This window comes from Amycolatopsis albidoflavus (assembly GCF_039525725.1).
Classification (GTDB): Bacteria; Actinomycetota; Actinomycetes; order Mycobacteriales; family Pseudonocardiaceae; genus Amycolatopsis; species Amycolatopsis albidoflava.
Map to the genome: position 1 here is coordinate 169,585 of NZ_BAAAHV010000011.1, position 16,443 is coordinate 186,027.

The window sequence follows — 16,443 nt, forward strand, 5'->3', positions numbered from 1 at the left end:
TCTCTCGTTCCTGGTCGGAGGCGGTTCGGTGCTCATCCTAGAGTGCGCGCCCCGTCGGCTGCGTGATCGAAAGTGCTTTTGAGCGTATGGACTGATCAAAAACGCTCAAGTAGGGTGCGAGAGGCGATCACGTCCCTCGCCCTGGATCGAAAGGCCTCCATCCCGTGTCCTCCCTTCCGGATGCCCCCGGCTCCTTCGCGGCCGCCGAACTGGCTTCCCAGCCCGACATGTGGCGCGCGGCCGCCGCCCTCGCCCCGTCCGCCGCTCTGCCCCAGCCGGGCGAACGCGTGGCGGTCGTCGGCTGCGGCACCAGCTGGTTCATCGCGATGAGCTACGCCGTCGCCCGCGAACAACGCGGCCACGGGATCACCGACGCCTTCGCCGGCTCGGAATACCCGGCGTCGCGGGAATACGACCGCGTCGTGGCGATCTCCCGCTCCGGCACCACGACCGAGATCATCGACCTGCTCGCCGCCCTGCCCGCGCAGCGCACCGTGCTGATCACCGCGGTCGGCGACAGCCCCGCCGCCGAACACGCGGACGAGGTCGTCGAACTTTCCTTCGCCGACGAACAATCCGTCGTGCAGACCCGGTTCGCCACCACCGCGCTCGCCCTGCTGCGCGCCGGCCTCGGCGACGACATCGACCAGCTCGCCGCAGCCTGTTCCGAGGCGTTGACCGAACCGATCGACGACCTGCTCGACGCCGAACAGGTCACCTTCGTCGGCCGCGGCCCCGCCGTAGGTCTGGCCTGCGAAGCCGCGTTGAAAACCCGCGAGGCCGCCCAATTCTGGGCCGAGTCCTATCCGGCCATGGACTACCGCCACGGCCCGATCGCGATCGCTCAGCCAGGCCGTCTCGTCTGGTCGCTGGGTTCGCCGCCCGCCGGACTCGCGGACGACGTCGCCCGCACCGGCGCGCGATTCGTGCACCACGACCTGGACCCGCTGGCCGCACTCGTTGTCGCGCAACGCTTCGCCGTCGCCCTGGCCGCCCGGCGAGGCCTGGACCCCGACCGTCCGCGCTCGCTGACGCGCTCGGTCATCCTCGTCTGATGATCGTCGCCGTGACGCCGAACCCGGCGATCGACGTCACCTACCGGATCGGCGCCCACGCTCCCGGCGAAACGAACCGGGTGCTGGAGGTGCGACGACGACCAGGCGGCAAGGGCGTCAACGTCGCCCGCGTGCTCGCCGCCCTGGACGTCCCGGTCCGGGCAGTGCTCCCGCTGGGCGGCGATGCGGGCCGGTGGCTCGGTTCCGCCTTGGACATTCCGTTCGACGACGTCCCGATTTCCGGCGAGAACCGCACCACCGTGACGGTGGCCGGGGACGGTCATCCGACTGTCTACACCGAACCCGGGCCGGAAGTGTCCGAAGCGGAATGGGCAGCGTTCGGCAGGCGCCTGGCCGAGTGTTTGTCTGGTGCGAGGTTTCTGGTGGTCTCCGGTTCCTTGCCGCGCGGCGCTTCGCCGGACGTGGTCGTTGCGTGGGTCCGCATCGCCAGGGAGCGCGGGGTACGGACCCTGGTCGACGCATCTGGTCCAGCTCTGTTGGCCGCGGCGCGGGCTGGTGCGGTGGTGAAGCCGAACCGGGCTGAGCTTCTCGACGCTACGGCGGCTTCCGATGAGGCCGTCGGTGCGGCGATGCTTCTCCGCCTTGGCGCGGAGTTGGTCGTCGTCTCGCGCGGTGCCGACGGAATTGCTGCCTATACCCGGGGCGGTGTCTTCGCCGTTCCCGCCATCCCCGGCGTGCACGGCAACCCCACCGGGGCCGGAGACGCCGCGACCGCCGGACTGGCCGCCGCCCTCGCCGCCGGCCGCCCCCTGATCGAAGCCCTGCGCGCAGCAGCGGCGCTCGGCGCCGCAGCCGTCCTCCGCCCCGTCGCCGGCGAGGTCGATCTGCCCGCCTACCAACGATTCCTGAACGGAGCCCCCGCATGATCACCCGCCCCGACCTGCCGCGGCTGCTGGCCGCCGCCCGCGAGCGCGGCTCCGCCGTCGGCGCGTTCAACGTGATCATGCTGGAACACGCCGAGGCCATCGCCGAAGGCGCGGAACAAGCCGGATCACCGGTGGTGCTGCAGATCAGCGAAAACTGCGTCCGCTACCACGGCGGCCTGGCCCCGATCACCGTGGCGTCGCTGGAAATCGCCCGCCGCGCGTCCGTCGACGTGCTGGTGCACCTGGACCACATCGAAGACCCCGAGCTGATCCGCGAAGGCATCGCACTGGGCGTCGACAGCGTGATGTACGACGGATCACGCCTGCCCTATCCGGAAAACCTGCGCACGACCCGGGAAATCGCCGACCGGTGCCACGACGCGGGCGTGGCAGTGGAAGCGGAACTGGGCGAGGTCGGCGGCAAGGACGGCGTACACGCCCCCGGCGCCCGCACCGATCCGGCCGAAGCAGCGGACTTCGTGGCCGCGACCGGTGTCGACGCGCTGGCAGTGGCAGTCGGCACGTCCCACGCGATGGTGGAACGGACTGCTCAGGTGGACCGCTCGCTGATCGCCCGATTGCGAGAGGCCGTCCCGGTCCCGCTGGTATTGCACGGCTCGTCCGGCCTGTCCGACGAAGAACTGCGCGGCGCCGTGGTGAGCGGGATGACGAAGGTGAATATCTCAACGCATCTGAATGGCCTGTTCACACGCTCGGTCCGGCAGTTCCTGGAAGAACAGCCGGAGGCGGTGGACCCGAGAAAGTACGTCAGGCTGGGAAGGACGGCGGTGGCTTCGGAGACTGCTCGGCTTCTGCGCCTGCTCGCCGGTTGACCCGTAATGCCGTAACCGGAAGCGCGAGCTCGCCGGTCAAAAATTTGCGGAGCGACGGCGGGCGGGACCAGGCGTCCAGGGTCTGCCCAGGAGCAGTTTACGTCGTTTAGCCTAGCCGGATCCGCTGATCGGCCGTCAATGCCGGGTGCGGTGTTCGCGGTCCGGCGGGGCTGGCGCCGAAGAAGCGGTCACGGCAAGATAACTAACCCGTCCGGGTGAATCGGGAAGAAAGGGCTGGGATATCTTTCTTCGAAGAAGACCAGCTTCGAAGAGGGGGAATCATGCCCGACCATAACGAGACCGAGCACCGAAGACTCCGGCAGGTGACCCAGGTCATCGCAGACGGTTCTTGTTCGGTTGTTTCTTTCGATGTTTTCGACACCATTCTCTGGCGGCGCACGCCGCGCCCCGCCGATCTCTTCGGCGTCCTGGGCTCCCGGCTCCGCCGCGGCGGACAGTGCGAGGACTGGGTGTCCGACGCGGCCTTCCGGCGGATGCGCATCGTCGCGGAGCGGGACGCCCGGCGCGAGGCCGCCGGCGGCGAGGTGTCGCTCTTCGACATCTGGCGCGCGATGCCGCTCCGGCATTTCCGGGGCTCCTCGCTGAAAGACCTGGTCCAGGCCGAGGTGGACGCCGAGCGGGACTTCACGGTTGTCGACCTCGACGTCGCGGCCGTCATCGAATCGGCGCGGGACAACGGCGTTCCCGTCGTCCTCGTTTCCGACACGTATTTCACCGAGGACCAGTTGGCGCTCCTGCTGGACCGCCCTGGCCTCGAAGCGCTGAAGGGCGCCCGGGTCTTCCGGTCCCACCAGCACGGCAAGGACAAGGCTTCCGGCCTGTGGGAGATCGTCCTGGCCGAACTGGGCGTCAGCCCCGAGCAGGTGGTGCACGTCGGAGACAACGAGGTCGCCGACTGCGAGGTCCCGGAGAAGCTCGGCATCCGGACCGTGCACTACGAGCGGGTCGACGACGCCTACGCGAGGATCCTCGAGCGGGAGCAGGAGCCGGTCGACCCGTTCGGCGCGTACGCTCCGCATTTCGACCCTGATCGCGGCGACTTCGGCATCACGAGCCTGCGCGCGAAGACTCTGCAGAGTTTTTCGCCGGAGGGGACCGGCGGGGCGAAGACCGCCTGGCGCTACGGCGCGTCGATCGTCGGGCCGGTGCTGACCGGCTTCGCCGAATGGGTCGCGTTCAAAGCGCACCAGGAGGGCACCCCGGTCGTCTGGTGTCCGATGCGCGAAGGCGAACTGTTGTCCGAGCTGGTCAACAACGCGGCACGGGCACGCGGATGGGACGTGACCGCGAAGCCGGTTTGGCTTTCGCGCCAGGTCACTTCGATCGCCGCGCTGGAGAGCGCGGACCGGGAAGAGATCGTCAAGTTCGTGCGAAAGCGCCACGAGCTGACCGTCCGGCAGCTGCTGGAGATGCTGCACCTGCGGGTCGGCGAGGTGCCGCACCTGGCCGAAGACCTCGACACCGTGCTGGACAACGACGAGATCGCGGAGCGGCTGGGAGTAGCGCTCACGGAGATGCCGCATCTGGTCAACCGGCTCGCGGTGACCGCGACGGCGTCGCGAGAGCGGCTCGTCCGGTCGCTGCGCGACGCCGGAGCCCTGGACCGGCCGGACCTGACGCTGGTCGATCTCGGCTGGGGCGGCACGATCCAGCTGCAGCTCGCGCGGGTGCTGCGGCTGGCGGGAATCGACATCGAACCGGCGGGCCTCTATCTCGCGACCGACGACCGGTCCGTCCAGGTCCTGCTCGCCGGGTTGCGCGCCGAAGGCTATCTCGGCCAGTCCGGGCATCCGGCGGACGCGGTCGGCGCGGTGGTCCGCAGCCCCGAGGTGCTGGAGCAGTCGGTCAACGCCCTGTGCGGCTCGCTCGTCGACTTCGCCGAGGACGGCTCGCCGGTGCTGGGCGTCGCGGCGGGCCGGGAGGCCCAGAACCTGGAGCGCGCCGCCGTGCAGAACGGAATCCGGGCGTTTCAGCGGCAGTGGAACCGCTATGTCGCGCTGAACGACACGATGTGGCCGACGCTCGTGGACACCGCGAAGGAGCGCTTGGCCAACATCCTCGTCTCCTCGCTGAAGCTGCCTACTGCCGAAGAGGCGTCGGTGTTCGGAAACTGGGAACACGAGGACAACTTCGGTTCGACGGTGGTCACCCGGGTGCTGCCGGACGACCTGGTGCCCGCGGTTCCGTACCTCTCGCCGAGCGACCTCGAAGACCTGCAGATGCGGGATTCGTTCTGGCCCGCGTTGCTCGCGGCGGCCGACCCGCACCTCGGAGCCGCGGCCAGGGCGGTCCACAACGGACTCGTCGACCCGGCCATGTTCGAGCCCGCGGGGGAATCGTCGGCCACGACCCTGCGCTACCGGACCGGGGACGGGCAGTGGCACGACGGGACGAGCCGTCGCGTGCGGATCAACCACAACGGTCTTTCGTTCGCCCGGATGGACGTCCACGACACGGACATCGAACTGGTCTCGCTGGCAGTCCCGGGCAGGCCCGCGCTCGTGCGCGTGGACTGGATCGAGGTCAAGGCCATCGCGGGCGGACGGCCTCGGACCTTGCACTGGAACAGCACGGACGACTTCGCCCGGCTGCACTACGAAGACTGTGCGTGGCTGGGCGCGAACATGGTCGAGTTCCATTCGCCTCTCGCCGCGATCTGGCTTCCCCTCGGGGAAGCCGCGGGCGCGACTGTCAGCTCCCTCCAGGTGACCGTCGCTTTCGCGATGCTCCCGCGGTCCCGATCGGGGCTCGGCTACCGGATGCCGCCCGCCGACCGGACGGCGCGGATTTCCGCGAAGGTGCGGGACGAGTTCCGCGAACGCGGCGTCATGGGCGTGACGGCGGGCGCCGCCCGGATCGCCGCGCGCCGGCTGAGGGGACACTGATGGACAGCTCTTCGTCGCTGGCCCGGCGTGCCGGAACGAGGGACGATCCGTACGGCCAGATGCGGGAAGCCCGGAAGCAGCCCCTGCTGCTGCATTCGATGACGGTGTTCCGAGAGATCTTCGAGGTCGTTTTCGCGCATCGCGAGATCCGGTCCGTCGTGGAGGTCGGTGTCGAATCGGGCCAGGTCAGCGGCATGTACCTGGATCTGGGAGCGACGGCGGTCTACTGCGTCGATCCCGGTGCGACCGCGCGGCTGCGCGCCACGCTGGCCGAGAACCCGGCTTTGCACCTGGTGACGACGCCCTCGCCGGAGGTTTTGCCGGAACTGCCGGTCGCCGATCTCTACGTGCTCGACGGCGACCACAACTACGCGGTCGTCGAGCGTGAGCTGAGCTGGATCCTCGAGAACGCGCCCGGCGCCGTCGTCGTCATGCACGACCTGATGTGGCCGTGCGCCCGGAGGGATTTGTACTACGAGCCCTCACCGCTCGCCCCGGCTGACAAACACGAGTCGAGCGCGGACGGCCCGACCGCTTGGCATGACGAACTGACGCCTGCCGGGTTCGTCGGAGCGGGAGCGTTCACGGTCGCGCGGCACGCCGGCGGCGAGCGCAACGGCGTGGCCACGGCGGTCGAGGACGTCCTTGGCAGAAAAGGGAATGAGCTGTGGCGGTTCGAACTGGTGCCCGCCGTCTTCGGGATGGGCGTGCTGTATCGCGCGACCCCGGACGCAGACGAGCGGCTGGCGGACGCGTTGCGCCCTTACTCGAATTCGAACCTGCTCGCGACGATGGAAAACAACCGCGTCGCGCTTTATACCCGCGTGCTGCAAATGCAGTACGAAGCGGCGGCGCAGGCCGGGCACGCCGATCAATTGGCTGACACGGTTTCTGCCCAGCGGCGCGAAATCGATCAATTGAAGGCGGAGCTGCATCGAGCCTGGGAGGCGCTTCGCAAGCGCTGAAATGAGTTAGTTCGCGGCGCGCACCTGTCCGGCAGGTGCGCGCCGCGACGTTATTTCCGGAGCGCGGAGCAGGGGAGCACGACTCCGAACAACAGCGGCTCGCCGGGCGGCGGTTCAGGCGCCACGACGATCGTGACGTCGTCGGGCCCGGGGAAAATCGGCGCGGAGGTCTTTCCGTGTCTCTCGGCGACGAGGGGCGCCGGTTGCGGGGCGCGCTCCGCGGGCGGCTTCTCGCAGACGGCTTCGGCGGACCGCAGGCTGGCGCTCCAAGAAGGGCCGAACGACCGGACCGTGGGCAGGGTCCAGTCGCTGAGCAGCTGGATGCCGAGGAACGCGGCCGTCACGATTCCGATCAGCGCCGACGTCCCGGCTCCGCGAGCGTTCCGTGCCGGATCGGAGCGAGCCGCCGCCTGGTCGAGGAGGACGATCACCGCGGTCCACAACAGCAGCAGCGGGACGATCGTGTACCGGGAATCTCCGAGCCCGAAGGACTCCCGGGGCAGGACGCCGCCGGTGCCGCGCAATCCGACCGAGACGAACAGGTAGGCGACGGACGCCAGGAGGGACGCGACAGCGACGACCCGGGCCGGCCGGGCGGCGACGCGCAGGAGGACTGCCAGCCCGGCGAGCACGAGAACACAGACGGCCACCACGATCGGCAATCCCAGGGGCACGTACACGGACGTGAGTTCGCGGTCGCCGACGACTGCGCTGAGGACGACGCGCAGCCCGTAGATCTTGGGGAGGTCCCAGACATTCGTCGGGCTCGCGCGGAACGGCACTGATTGCGTGAAATGCACCCAGGCCTGGACTGCCAGCGCGGCGCACATCGCCGCGGGGGCGAGCAAGGCGAGGCGCCGGCGCGACGTGCGGAGCACGCCGACGATCGCGATCGGCAGGACCAGCGCCGTCAACGGATCCGAGAGCGCCGCCAGCACGACTACCGCCGCGGCTCCGATCTGCCCGCGCAGCGACTTCGACGGAACCAGCAGCACCCAGAAAGCTGCGTACGCGAGATGCCAGTGCAGGTCGCAGATCGCGCCGTTGACTTCGAATCCGGCCTGCGGCAGAAGCGGGACCAGCGCGGTCAGCAGCGCGCGTGCCCACAAGGTCTGGACCACCTTGCCGCTGAGGAACCAGACCAGCAGGGAGACCAGCGCCACGACGAACGCCGCGCTCAGCGCGAGCCAGACCGCGAACCATTCGACGGGGAGATGCCGGACCGGTTGGGCGAGCAGCCGGGCGACGACCTGGAGATACCCGGCGTGCTGCGCGAAGAGGTTGTCCCAGAAGGAATGCCGCAGCGCCTGATTGACGAAAACGCTGGCGTCCTCGGCCCACGGCACGTCGGGCGCGCGATGCCCGGGGCCGCGGATCAGCTGGAGCCAGGTCGCTGCCAGCAGCCAGGCCGCGCACCAGGCTCCGGTGCGCCAAGGCCGGCGGCCGGGCTCGGCGGGCGGGGAGCCGACGTCGTCGATGGGCCCGGCAACGTCCGGCTGGACGATCACGATCGAACTTCTCCTTGTGAAATCTGTCCCGTGGAACTCGAAGCGGTGCGCGCATTCGCGACCCGAGCCGGCAGGGCTAGGCTGAATGCAGTAATCGATTGCCGATCTGCATTCGATTACTGCTCTTATCGAAAAATCGGAGCAATTTCTTACCGGTATCGACTGTGGTGCGCATCACGTGCTCGCATTTGGCGGTGAGCCGGAAGGGTCACTGCGTCGCGCCGTCGATCGGGCTGATGGTCCCTGGCACCCGATGCCCTTCCCGCGGGCCGGTTGTCCGCTGGCGGGAGAGCGGCGATGAACCTGCTGCGCGGTCGTGTGGCCCGGGGCTGGCTGCAGTGCTTTCAGGTGCTTCGCGGACGCGTCCGGTATTCTTGGTATACCAAAGCGTTCCCGCTGAGAAAGGTGCTCTCCGTGTTGATCCGTGACGTCCGTCCCTGGGGCGGTCAGCGCAGCGACGTCGAGGTGGCCGGCGACCGGATCGTCGCGGTCCGGCCGCATGATCCGGCGGCGGCGCCTGGTCCGGACGCGGTCGAGGGGCGCGGGCGGCTGCTGTTCCCCTCGTTCAGCGACGTGCACGTCCACCTCGATTCGACGCGGATCGGGCTGCCGTTCCGGCCGCACACCGGCGCGCCGGGCGTGTGGGCGATGATGCTGAACGATCGCGAGAACTGGCGCAACGCCGAAGTCCCGCTGCCGGAACGCGTCGCGGGCACGCTGGAGCGGATGATCGCGAACGGGACCACCCGCGTGCGCACCTACGCGCAGGTCGACGTGGACTGCCAGCTCGAGAAGCTCGACGCCGTGCTCGCGGCCAAGGAGCGCTTCGCCAAGCACGCGGAGGTCGAGGTGATGGCGTTTCCGCAGGCCGGGATCCTGCGCGAGCCGGGCACGGCGGACGTGCTGGAGGCCTCGCTGCGCTCGGGTGCGTCGGTCGTCGGCGGGATCGATCCGTGTTCGCTGGACAAGGATCCCAAGGGGCACTTGGACGTCGTGTTCGGGCTGGCCGAGAAGTACGGCGTCGAGGTGGACATCCATCTCCACGAGCCGGGGCATCTCGGCGTGTTCTCGGCCGATCTGGTGATCGAGCGGGTCCGCGCGCTGGACATGCGCGGCAAGGTGACCCTGTCGCACGCGTACGAGCTGGGGTCGGTTTCGGAGGCGGTGAGCCGCCGTCTGATCGACACGTTCGCGGAGCTGGACATCGCGATGGCGACCGTCGCGCCGTCCGTCGACCGGCAGTTGTCGCTCGCGGAGCTGACGACCTCGGGCGTGCGCGTGGGGCTGGGGGAGGACGGCCAGCGCGACTACTGGAGCCCGTACGGCAACTGCGACCTCCTCGATCGCACCTGGCAGCTGGCCTTCACCCACGGCTTCCGCCGCGACGAGCTGATCGAGATGGCGCTGGCGGTCGCGACGATCGGCGGCGCGTCGATCATGAGCCACGACGTCCCGCGGCTGGCGGGCATCGCCGACCGGCCCGGGGTGGCGGTCGGCGACCGCGCGGACCTCGTGCTGGTGGACGGCGAGACCCCGACGAGCGCGGTGATGGACCGCGGCAAGGACCGGACGGTGCTGCACGACGGGGTCGTGGTGGCGGACGGTTTGGCCGTGGTCGACCTCTGACAAGGCGAAGTCCGGCGGGCCGGGAGAGCCCGCCGGACTGGTGCCGACGTCTCGCGGCGGTGGCGGAATCTCACCGGTAGCACGCTGGAGGGCGGCCGTTCATCGGGGCTGGGTGGTCGAATCGCGACGGCCGGGGGATGTCGCTGGCAGCCGGCAGGTGCTGAGATCGCACCTGCCGCGGGGCGGAAATTACGGGCTGGCGGACGCAAGCTCACCCCGCCGAAGCGGCCTCCTCCGCCGGATGCCGCCGCACCGCCTCGCTCGTGCCCGTCGCCAGGTGCGCCAGCACGAGCCGTTCCACCCGTTCGACATCCCGGTCCACGATCGCCTCGTACAGAAGCTCGTGTTCCGCCGCCATGGCTTCCAGGTCGTCGTGCTGGCCGAGCAGCCATCGCATCCGGCTGCGCAGCGTCCGCTCCAGTTCGCCGAGCAGCTCGTTCGCCGACAGCGACGTCACGACCTCGTGGAAATCCGCGGCGGCGCGGCGAGCGGACACCGCGTCGCCCGCTCGGGCGGCGCGCAGTTCCGTGTCCAGCACCTCGCGCAGCCGCGCCAGGCCCTCGCGGGTGCGGCGTTGCGCGGCGAGCCGGAAAGTGAGGCCCTCGAAGGCGGTGCGCACCTCGTTGAGGTCCGCGACATCCGAAGCGCTGAACTCCCGCACCACCGACCACGACCGCGGCCGCGGCGTCACCAGTCCCTCGTTTCCCAGCGCGCGCAACGCGTCCCGCACCGGCACCCGGCTCACGCCCATCTCCGCGGCCAGGTCCCGTTCGACCAGCTTGCCGCCGGGAGCCCGCGTGCCGTCGAGGATTTCGTTGCGCAGCCGTTCCGTCACGCGCTCCGATTCCGAGGCGAAACCCGGCTCCATCCGATCCCCTCCCGCCGCCGTCACCGACAGTATCGGCGAACCTTCCCCCAGGTTCCCGGAAAAACCCGCCCCCGGCAAGGTCTGGCCGCCAGGTTCCGCCGTTTGGTATACCTAAATGCACCGACGGAAGGAACCCGATGCGTACTCGCTGGCGTGCGCGCCATGTGCTGGCCCACCAGAACGGACAGCACGCCCTGCTGGAAAACGGCGAGGTCGTGTGGGAGGACGACGTCGTCACCTACGTCGGCCCGCGGTATGCCGGAACGGCCGACCTGGACGTCGACCTCGGCGAAGCGCTCGTCCTCCCGGGCCTGATCGACCTCGACGCGCTGACCGACGTGGACCATCTCGTCCTCGATTCCTGGGCTGCCGCAGACCGTGCGACCGGGCTGCAGTGGTCCGAGGACTACTTCGCGAACCGCCGCCACGACGTTTTCACCCCGGAAGAACGGCAGACCATTCGCGAGTACGCGCTCGTTCAGCTGGCACTGCACGGCATCACGACGTTCATGCCGATCGCGTCGGAGGTCCATTCGTCGTGGGCCGAACCGTACGAGGAACTCGTGGCGATGGCGGACTTCTCGCGGAACCTCGGGCTGCGCGGATATCTCGGCCCCGCTTACCGTTCCGGCGTCAATGTGGCCACTGTGGACGGTACCCGGACGGTCGCCTTCGACGAGCCCCGCGGCGAGGAGGGGCTGGCCGACGCGCTGCGGTTCCTCGACCACGTAACGAAACTGGACGATCCGCTCGTCAACGGCGTTCTGTTGCCGTGCCGCATCGAAACCCTCACCGAAGACCTCATGCGCGCCACCGCCGACGCCGCGCGGCAGCGTGACGTCCTGGTGCGGCTCCACTGCTTGCAAGGCGTACTGGAGCGGGAACTGATCCTGGACCGTTACGGCGTAACGCCACTGGAAATGCTCAAGCGCACCGGCCTGCTCGGCGACCGGCTGCTGATCCCGCACGGTCAGGTACTCGACCGCCACCCCGACGTCTACGGCGAGGACCGCGGTGATGTCGCGGCGCTCGCCGCAGCCGGTGCGTCGGTGATCCATTGCCCGCTCACGTCCTTCCGCTACGGCCACGCCCTGCGCTCCTTCCGCGACTACCGTGAAGCGGGCCTGAACCTGTGTCTGGGCACCGATTCCTTCCCTCCAGACCTGGTGCGCGGCATGGACGTCGGCGTGCACTTGGCGAAGGTGATGGACGACCGCGCCGACGCCGCCCCGGCGGAGTGGTACGTCGAAGCCGCGACGCTCGGCGGTGCTCGCGCGCTCCGTCGCGACGACCTCGGCAAGCTGGCTCCGGGCGCGCAAGCGGACCTTGTCGCGTTCCACGTCGGCGACCTCCGCGACGGTGTGCGGGACGATCCGATCCGGACGTTCCTGCTCAGCGGAACCGCCCGCCAGGCAACGCATTCCGTCGTCGCGGGGCGGCCGGTGCTGGTCGACGGGCACGTGCCCGGCGTCGACGAGCAGGGCCTCCGCCGTCGTGCGCAGGCGTTGTTCGAGAAGATGCGCGCCGCGTATTCGGAGCGGGACGTCGAACGCCGGGAGGCGGGGGAGTTGTTCCCTCCGACCTTCCCGGCGTTCCAGGAATAACCCGGCTGCTGTCCGTGAGGGGAACCCTGAGGGACTCAGAGTCTCCCAGGGTTCCCCTCACGGACCGGGGCTATCGCCGCGAGACGACAGCCCCGCCCTTCACCACGAGCCGCCGCGGAGGATGGGACACGACGGCTTCGGCCGGGTACACTGTGTCTATCAAGAAGAAATCAGCGTGGTCGCCGATCCGCAGGCCGTAATCCTTGAGCCGTAACGCTTTCGCGCCGCCGTACGTCGCCGCGTGCAGCGCGAGCTCGATCTCCTGGTCGGCCCGGAACGAGCTGCGGTACGCCAGGTGCATGGTGCGCGTCAGCATGTCTCCGTCGCCGTACGGTCCCCACAGGTCGCGGATGCCGTCGTTGCCGCACGCGGCATTCGCGCCGGCGGCCCGCATTTTGGCCAGCGGCGGCACCGGCCGGTCGTACACCGCCGCGGTGGTGAGCGTGATCTGCTGCTCCGCGAGGCCCTCGATCAGCCGGTCCTGCTGCGCGTCCGGGATGCCGCAGATGCCGAACGCGTGCCCGATCGCGACCTTCCCGGCGAGGCCGAGCGCCTTCGTCCGCTCGATGATCAGCTCGATTTCCCAGGCCCCGAGCGGACCTTCGTCGTGCAGGTGCAGGTCGACGCCGCAGCCGTGCCGGGCGGCGATGTCGAAGATCGCGTCGAGGTGCCCGCGCGGGTCGCGGTCGTACCCGGCCGGGTCGATGCCGCCGACGTTCTCCACTCCGGACGCCACCGCCCGCTCCAGCAGCTCCAGCGTGCCGGGCCGGGTGAGCAGGCCGCCCTGGGGGAAGGCGACCTGCTCGACGGTGACCCGGCCGCGATGCCGCGCCGCCGCCTCCCGCATCGCCTCGATGCCGGACAGCCCCAGTTCGGGGTCGACATCGGTGTGCGTGCGGACGAAGGAGGTGCCGTTCGCGATCATCGCGCCGAGCAGCGCGGCCGCGGGTTCGGGCGAGGGGAGCCCGAATTCCTTGCGGCGGCGCTGTTCGTTCGAGATCCGGTCGGCGAGGACCGAGCCCGAGGTGTTCGGCACCCAGGGGAGGCCCCAGAGGGTCTTGTCGAGGTGGCAGTGGGCGTCGACGAGGCCGGGCAGGAGCAGTGCGCCCTCGCCGTCCTCGACCGGGACGTGAGGAGCCTCCGCGGCGGAAGGTCCGAATCCGGCGATCCGGCCGTCGCGCACCAGCACGTCCGTCGGATCGCCGCCGCCAGGCCGGACGTTGCGCAGCAACAGGTTCACGCGACCCCCTCCACGGCCTCGGCGCGGACCGTCGGCTCGCGCCGTTCGGAGGTGGCGAGGCTGACGCCGACCGTGAGCACGACGTTGACGATGATCGCGAGCAGGCCGGGATTGAGGCCCCACAACGTGTTCTTCGAAGCGAGGACCGTCCACGCGACGATCGCGACGCCGACCACGAGCCCGGTCGCCGCGCCCGCCTTGGTCAGCCGCCGCCACACCAGCCCCAGCACGATCGCCGGGAAGAACTGGGAGACGCCGTTCTGGCCGGTCAGCAGCAGGTTCACCAGCAGCGCGGGCTGGAAGATCGCGAACAACAGTGCCACCGCCGTCACCACGACGACCAGGCCGCGCGACAGCCGGAACACGCCCAGTTCGGAGGTCTTCGGCCGCAGGACGCCCTGGTAGACGTTGCGGGCCAGCAGCGTCGCGGACTGCAGGAGCAGCAGGCTGATCGGCACGATCGCGGCCAGCGCGCCCGCGCCGCCGACGAGCCCGACCACCCACGACGGCATGGTCTTCACCGTCAGCGAAAGCAGCGCGCCGTTGGTGGCGCTGCCCTTCAGGCCCGGCACGACCAGCACCGCGGCGAAGCCGACGAACAGCGTCAGCGCGATCAGGATCTGGTACAGGGGAAGGTAGATCGCGTTGCGGCGGATCGTCTGCTCGGACTTCGCGGTGTACATCGCGGCCAGCGCGTGCGGGAACATGAAGAACGCCGCGCTCGTGACGAGCAGGGTCGACATCATCCACGGCACGCCGAGCGGGCTGCCCGGCGCCGGCACGCCGAGGAAACCGGGGTGTTGTGTCTGCACGGTGTCGATGAGATGCTCGAAGCCGCCGAAGTAGTGCACCGGTATCGCGATGCCGACGACCAGCACGGTGCCGATCAGCAGGATGTCCTTGAGCACCGACACCCACGCGGCGGCCTTCATGCCGGACGCGTAGACGAACACCGCGATCAGCACCACCGCGAGCACCATGCTGGTGACCCGGTTGATGCCGGTCGTCGTCTCGACGATCTGGCCGAGGCCGAGCAGCTGCGCCTCGATGTAGGGGATCATGAACGCCACGCCGACGATCGCGGTGAGCGCGCCGAACCACGGGCTGCGGAACCGGTGGGTGAAGAAATCCGCTTGCGTGACGAGGTTGTGCTTCTTCGCGTACCTCCACAATGGAGGGAGGAAGAAGTAGGACAGGACGAAGGCGCACGTGCCGTAGCCGGCGATGTAGAACGCCGCTCCGCCGTTGGCGTAGGCGAACCCGGAGGCGCCGAGATAGGTGAAGGTCGAGTAGGTCTCGCCCGCGGCGAGCACCCAGAACAGCAGCGTCCCGTACGACCGGCCGGCGACTGTCCACTGTTCGAGGTTCATCTGCTTCCGGCCGCGCGCGGCCAGTCCGATGACCACCGCCAGCGCCACCACGGCCAGCGCTACCACCGCGCCCGCGTTCATCGCTGCTCCTGCTCGGTTTCGGCGGCGCTCGGGCGCCGGATGCGGTCGGCGACGCCGAGGAAGACGGGCGTGAGGGCCACCCAGAGCAGGATCCAGAACCCGATCTCGGGCAGGAACCAGATCCGGCCGTCGCCGCTGAACCAGAGCAGGCCGCCGATCATCGCCACGTAAGGGGTGAAGGCCACCGCGGCCACCACTGCGGAACGCTTCATCGCGCACACCCTTCGTTGTTTGGTATACCATAAGCGCGGCTGGTGGCGGGTTGTCAAGGGTGCGGACGGGAACGATGCGGGCTCGCGACCGTTCCGGGCCGCCGGTGGCGGTTGGTGTGCTGGCGGTGGCGGAAAGTGGTTCGGCTGGCGCCGGGCGCGGACGCGGGGCCGTTTGTCCGATTTGGACGCGGCTTGGCCGGGTGCAGTGCCCGACCCGGGCTTTGGTAGACCGAATTGCCTGGGTAAACCGGTCGCCCGCGCTTCCTGTCGGCGGTTACCGTGCCGTCGAGAGGGGGCATGATGGACAACCCGACGACCGAGCTGTGGCGCCCGACCGGCCCGGCCGAACTGGAGCTGGTGCGCCAGTCCGGCTGGCGCGCGTGGCCGCCGCGGCTGCCGGAACAGCCGATCTTCTACCCGGTGCTGAACGAGGACTACGCGGTGAAGATCGCGCGGGACTGGAACGTCCGGCACGACGGTGCGGGCTATGTGACCCGCTTCCGGGTCGAAACGGCGTTCCTGGCCCGCTATCCGGTGCGGCAGGCCGGTGGCGAGACGATCCTGGAGCTGTGGGTTCCGGCTGAGGAATTGCCGGAGTTCAACGCGCACCTGGTCGGGGAGATCGAGGTCGCGCACGAGTTCCGCTGACCGGCGGCTCGCGAGCGTGGTGCTAGCCGCTCGCGAGCCCGGCGGACAGCCCGCGGAAACACCGGACCGCCAGTTCGACCGGCGCCGCCTCCTCGTCGGTCCCGGCCCAGATCTCCAGCGAAATCCGGATCGCGTCCGTCGCCGCCGCGGCGACCAGGTGCACCGTCACCTCGTCCGTCTCCGGCGCCAGCCGTGCCAGCACCGGACGCAGCCGGGTTTCGGATTCGCCGTTCACCCGGTGCCACACCGCCGCCAGCGCCGAATCGTCCCCGCTCGCGGCTCGCAGCAACCCGCGCGTCCAGGAGAATTCCCGGGTGGCGTCGGCGGCGGAGATCGTCTTGTGGATCGCGTCCTCGACCGCCTTCAGCAACGGCGTGCCTTCGGGTGTCGACGCGAGGTGTTCCCGCCACGAATCGGCGCCGACGACCAGCAGCGGCGCGACCGCGTCCTCTTTGGTGCGGAAGTAGCGGTAGAACGTGCGCGGCGCGACGCCCGCCGCGGCGGCGATCGCTTCCGCGGTCGTCCCCTGTGCGCCATGCTCGGTGAACAGGCGCGCGGCGGCGCGGGCGATGTCGAGCTGCGTCGCCGCTTTGCGCCGTTCGGTCAGGGTCGGGGTCTTTCCGCTCACCACGGCCACGCT

General features: G+C 69.7%; 14 protein-coding genes. 8 read left to right on the forward strand and 6 right to left on the reverse strand.

The window, feature by feature from the left end:
* Positions 1–227 precede the first annotated feature (227 nt).
* The 5 genes from ABD156_RS15420 (at position 228) to ABD156_RS15440 (ending at position 6,646) form a co-directional block, all read left to right on the forward strand.
* A complete protein-coding gene (locus ABD156_RS15420; RefSeq protein ID WP_344274459.1) occupies positions 228–1,055 on the forward strand; it encodes an SIS domain-containing protein in 828 nt (275 codons plus the stop codon).
* A complete protein-coding gene (locus tag ABD156_RS15425) occupies positions 1,055–1,942 on the forward strand; it encodes a 1-phosphofructokinase family hexose kinase (RefSeq protein WP_344272784.1) in 888 nt (295 codons plus the stop codon). Before ABD156_RS15420 ends, ABD156_RS15425 begins: the two co-directional genes overlap by 1 nt.
* Entirely contained in the window at positions 1,939–2,775 is an 837-nt protein-coding gene (locus ABD156_RS15430) for a class II fructose-bisphosphate aldolase (RefSeq protein ID WP_344272787.1), read from the forward strand. Before ABD156_RS15425 ends, ABD156_RS15430 begins: the two co-directional genes overlap by 4 nt.
* 323 nt (positions 2,776–3,098) lie before the next feature.
* Positions 3,099–5,681: an HAD family hydrolase gene (locus ABD156_RS15435; protein WP_425546108.1), complete on the forward strand. Its 2,583-nt coding sequence runs from the start codon at positions 3,099–3,101 to the stop codon at positions 5,679–5,681.
* Positions 5,681–6,646: a class I SAM-dependent methyltransferase gene (locus tag ABD156_RS15440; RefSeq protein ID WP_344272792.1), complete on the forward strand. Its 966-nt coding sequence runs from the start codon at positions 5,681–5,683 to the stop codon at positions 6,644–6,646. The genes ABD156_RS15435 and ABD156_RS15440 overlap by 1 nt, the downstream gene beginning before the upstream one ends.
* A gap of 50 nt (positions 6,647–6,696) precedes the next feature.
* Here ABD156_RS15440 and ABD156_RS15445 read toward each other — a convergent pair whose 3' ends face one another.
* Positions 6,697–8,154, reverse strand: a complete 1,458-nt coding sequence (locus ABD156_RS15445; RefSeq protein WP_344272795.1) for a glucosyltransferase — start codon at positions 8,152–8,154, stop codon at positions 6,697–6,699.
* 414 nt (positions 8,155–8,568) lie between these two features.
* Here ABD156_RS15445 and ABD156_RS15450 point away from each other — a divergent pair, with 414 nt between their 5' ends.
* The gene (locus ABD156_RS15450; protein ID WP_344272798.1) at positions 8,569–9,780 is read left to right on the forward strand and encodes an amidohydrolase family protein; all 1,212 of its coding nucleotides are present in this window, start codon (positions 8,569–8,571) and stop codon (positions 9,778–9,780) included.
* 211 nt (positions 9,781–9,991) lie between these two features.
* Here the strand turns inward: ABD156_RS15450 and ABD156_RS15455 are convergent, their stop codons facing one another.
* Entirely contained in the window at positions 9,992–10,648 is a 657-nt protein-coding gene (locus ABD156_RS15455; protein ID WP_344272801.1) for a GntR family transcriptional regulator, read from the reverse strand.
* A gap of 137 nt (positions 10,649–10,785) precedes the next feature.
* Here ABD156_RS15455 and ABD156_RS15460 point away from each other — a divergent pair, with 137 nt between their 5' ends.
* Complete coding sequence (locus tag ABD156_RS15460; RefSeq protein ID WP_344272804.1) at positions 10,786–12,252, forward strand: chlorohydrolase family protein; 1,467 nt, start codon at positions 10,786–10,788, stop codon at positions 12,250–12,252.
* Between the two features lie 70 nt (positions 12,253–12,322).
* Here ABD156_RS15460 and ABD156_RS15465 read toward each other — a convergent pair whose 3' ends face one another.
* Genes ABD156_RS15465 through ABD156_RS15475 form a run of 3 tightly spaced genes read right to left on the reverse strand, consistent with a single transcriptional unit; the run spans position 12,323 to position 15,155 of the window.
* Positions 12,323–13,492: an amidohydrolase gene (locus ABD156_RS15465; RefSeq protein ID WP_344272807.1), complete on the reverse strand. Its 1,170-nt coding sequence runs from the start codon at positions 13,490–13,492 to the stop codon at positions 12,323–12,325.
* Positions 13,489–14,943 (reverse strand): sodium:solute symporter family protein, encoded by a 1,455-nt coding sequence (locus ABD156_RS15470; RefSeq protein WP_344272810.1) that lies wholly within the window; start codon positions 14,941–14,943, stop codon positions 13,489–13,491. The genes ABD156_RS15465 and ABD156_RS15470 overlap by 4 nt, the downstream gene beginning before the upstream one ends.
* On the reverse strand, positions 14,940–15,155 hold the full coding sequence (locus tag ABD156_RS15475) for a hypothetical protein (RefSeq protein ID WP_344272813.1): 216 nt from the start codon (positions 15,153–15,155) through the stop codon (positions 14,940–14,942). Before ABD156_RS15475 ends, ABD156_RS15470 begins: the two co-directional genes overlap by 4 nt.
* A gap of 300 nt (positions 15,156–15,455) precedes the next feature.
* Here ABD156_RS15475 and ABD156_RS15480 point away from each other — a divergent pair, with 300 nt between their 5' ends.
* Positions 15,456–15,803: a hypothetical protein gene (locus ABD156_RS15480; protein ID WP_344272817.1), complete on the forward strand. Its 348-nt coding sequence runs from the start codon at positions 15,456–15,458 to the stop codon at positions 15,801–15,803.
* A 22-nt stretch (positions 15,804–15,825) separates the two neighbouring features.
* Here ABD156_RS15480 and ABD156_RS15485 read toward each other — a convergent pair whose 3' ends face one another.
* Positions 15,826–16,431: a TetR/AcrR family transcriptional regulator gene (locus tag ABD156_RS15485; protein WP_344272820.1), complete on the reverse strand. Its 606-nt coding sequence runs from the start codon at positions 16,429–16,431 to the stop codon at positions 15,826–15,828.
* Positions 16,432–16,443 lie beyond the last annotated feature (12 nt).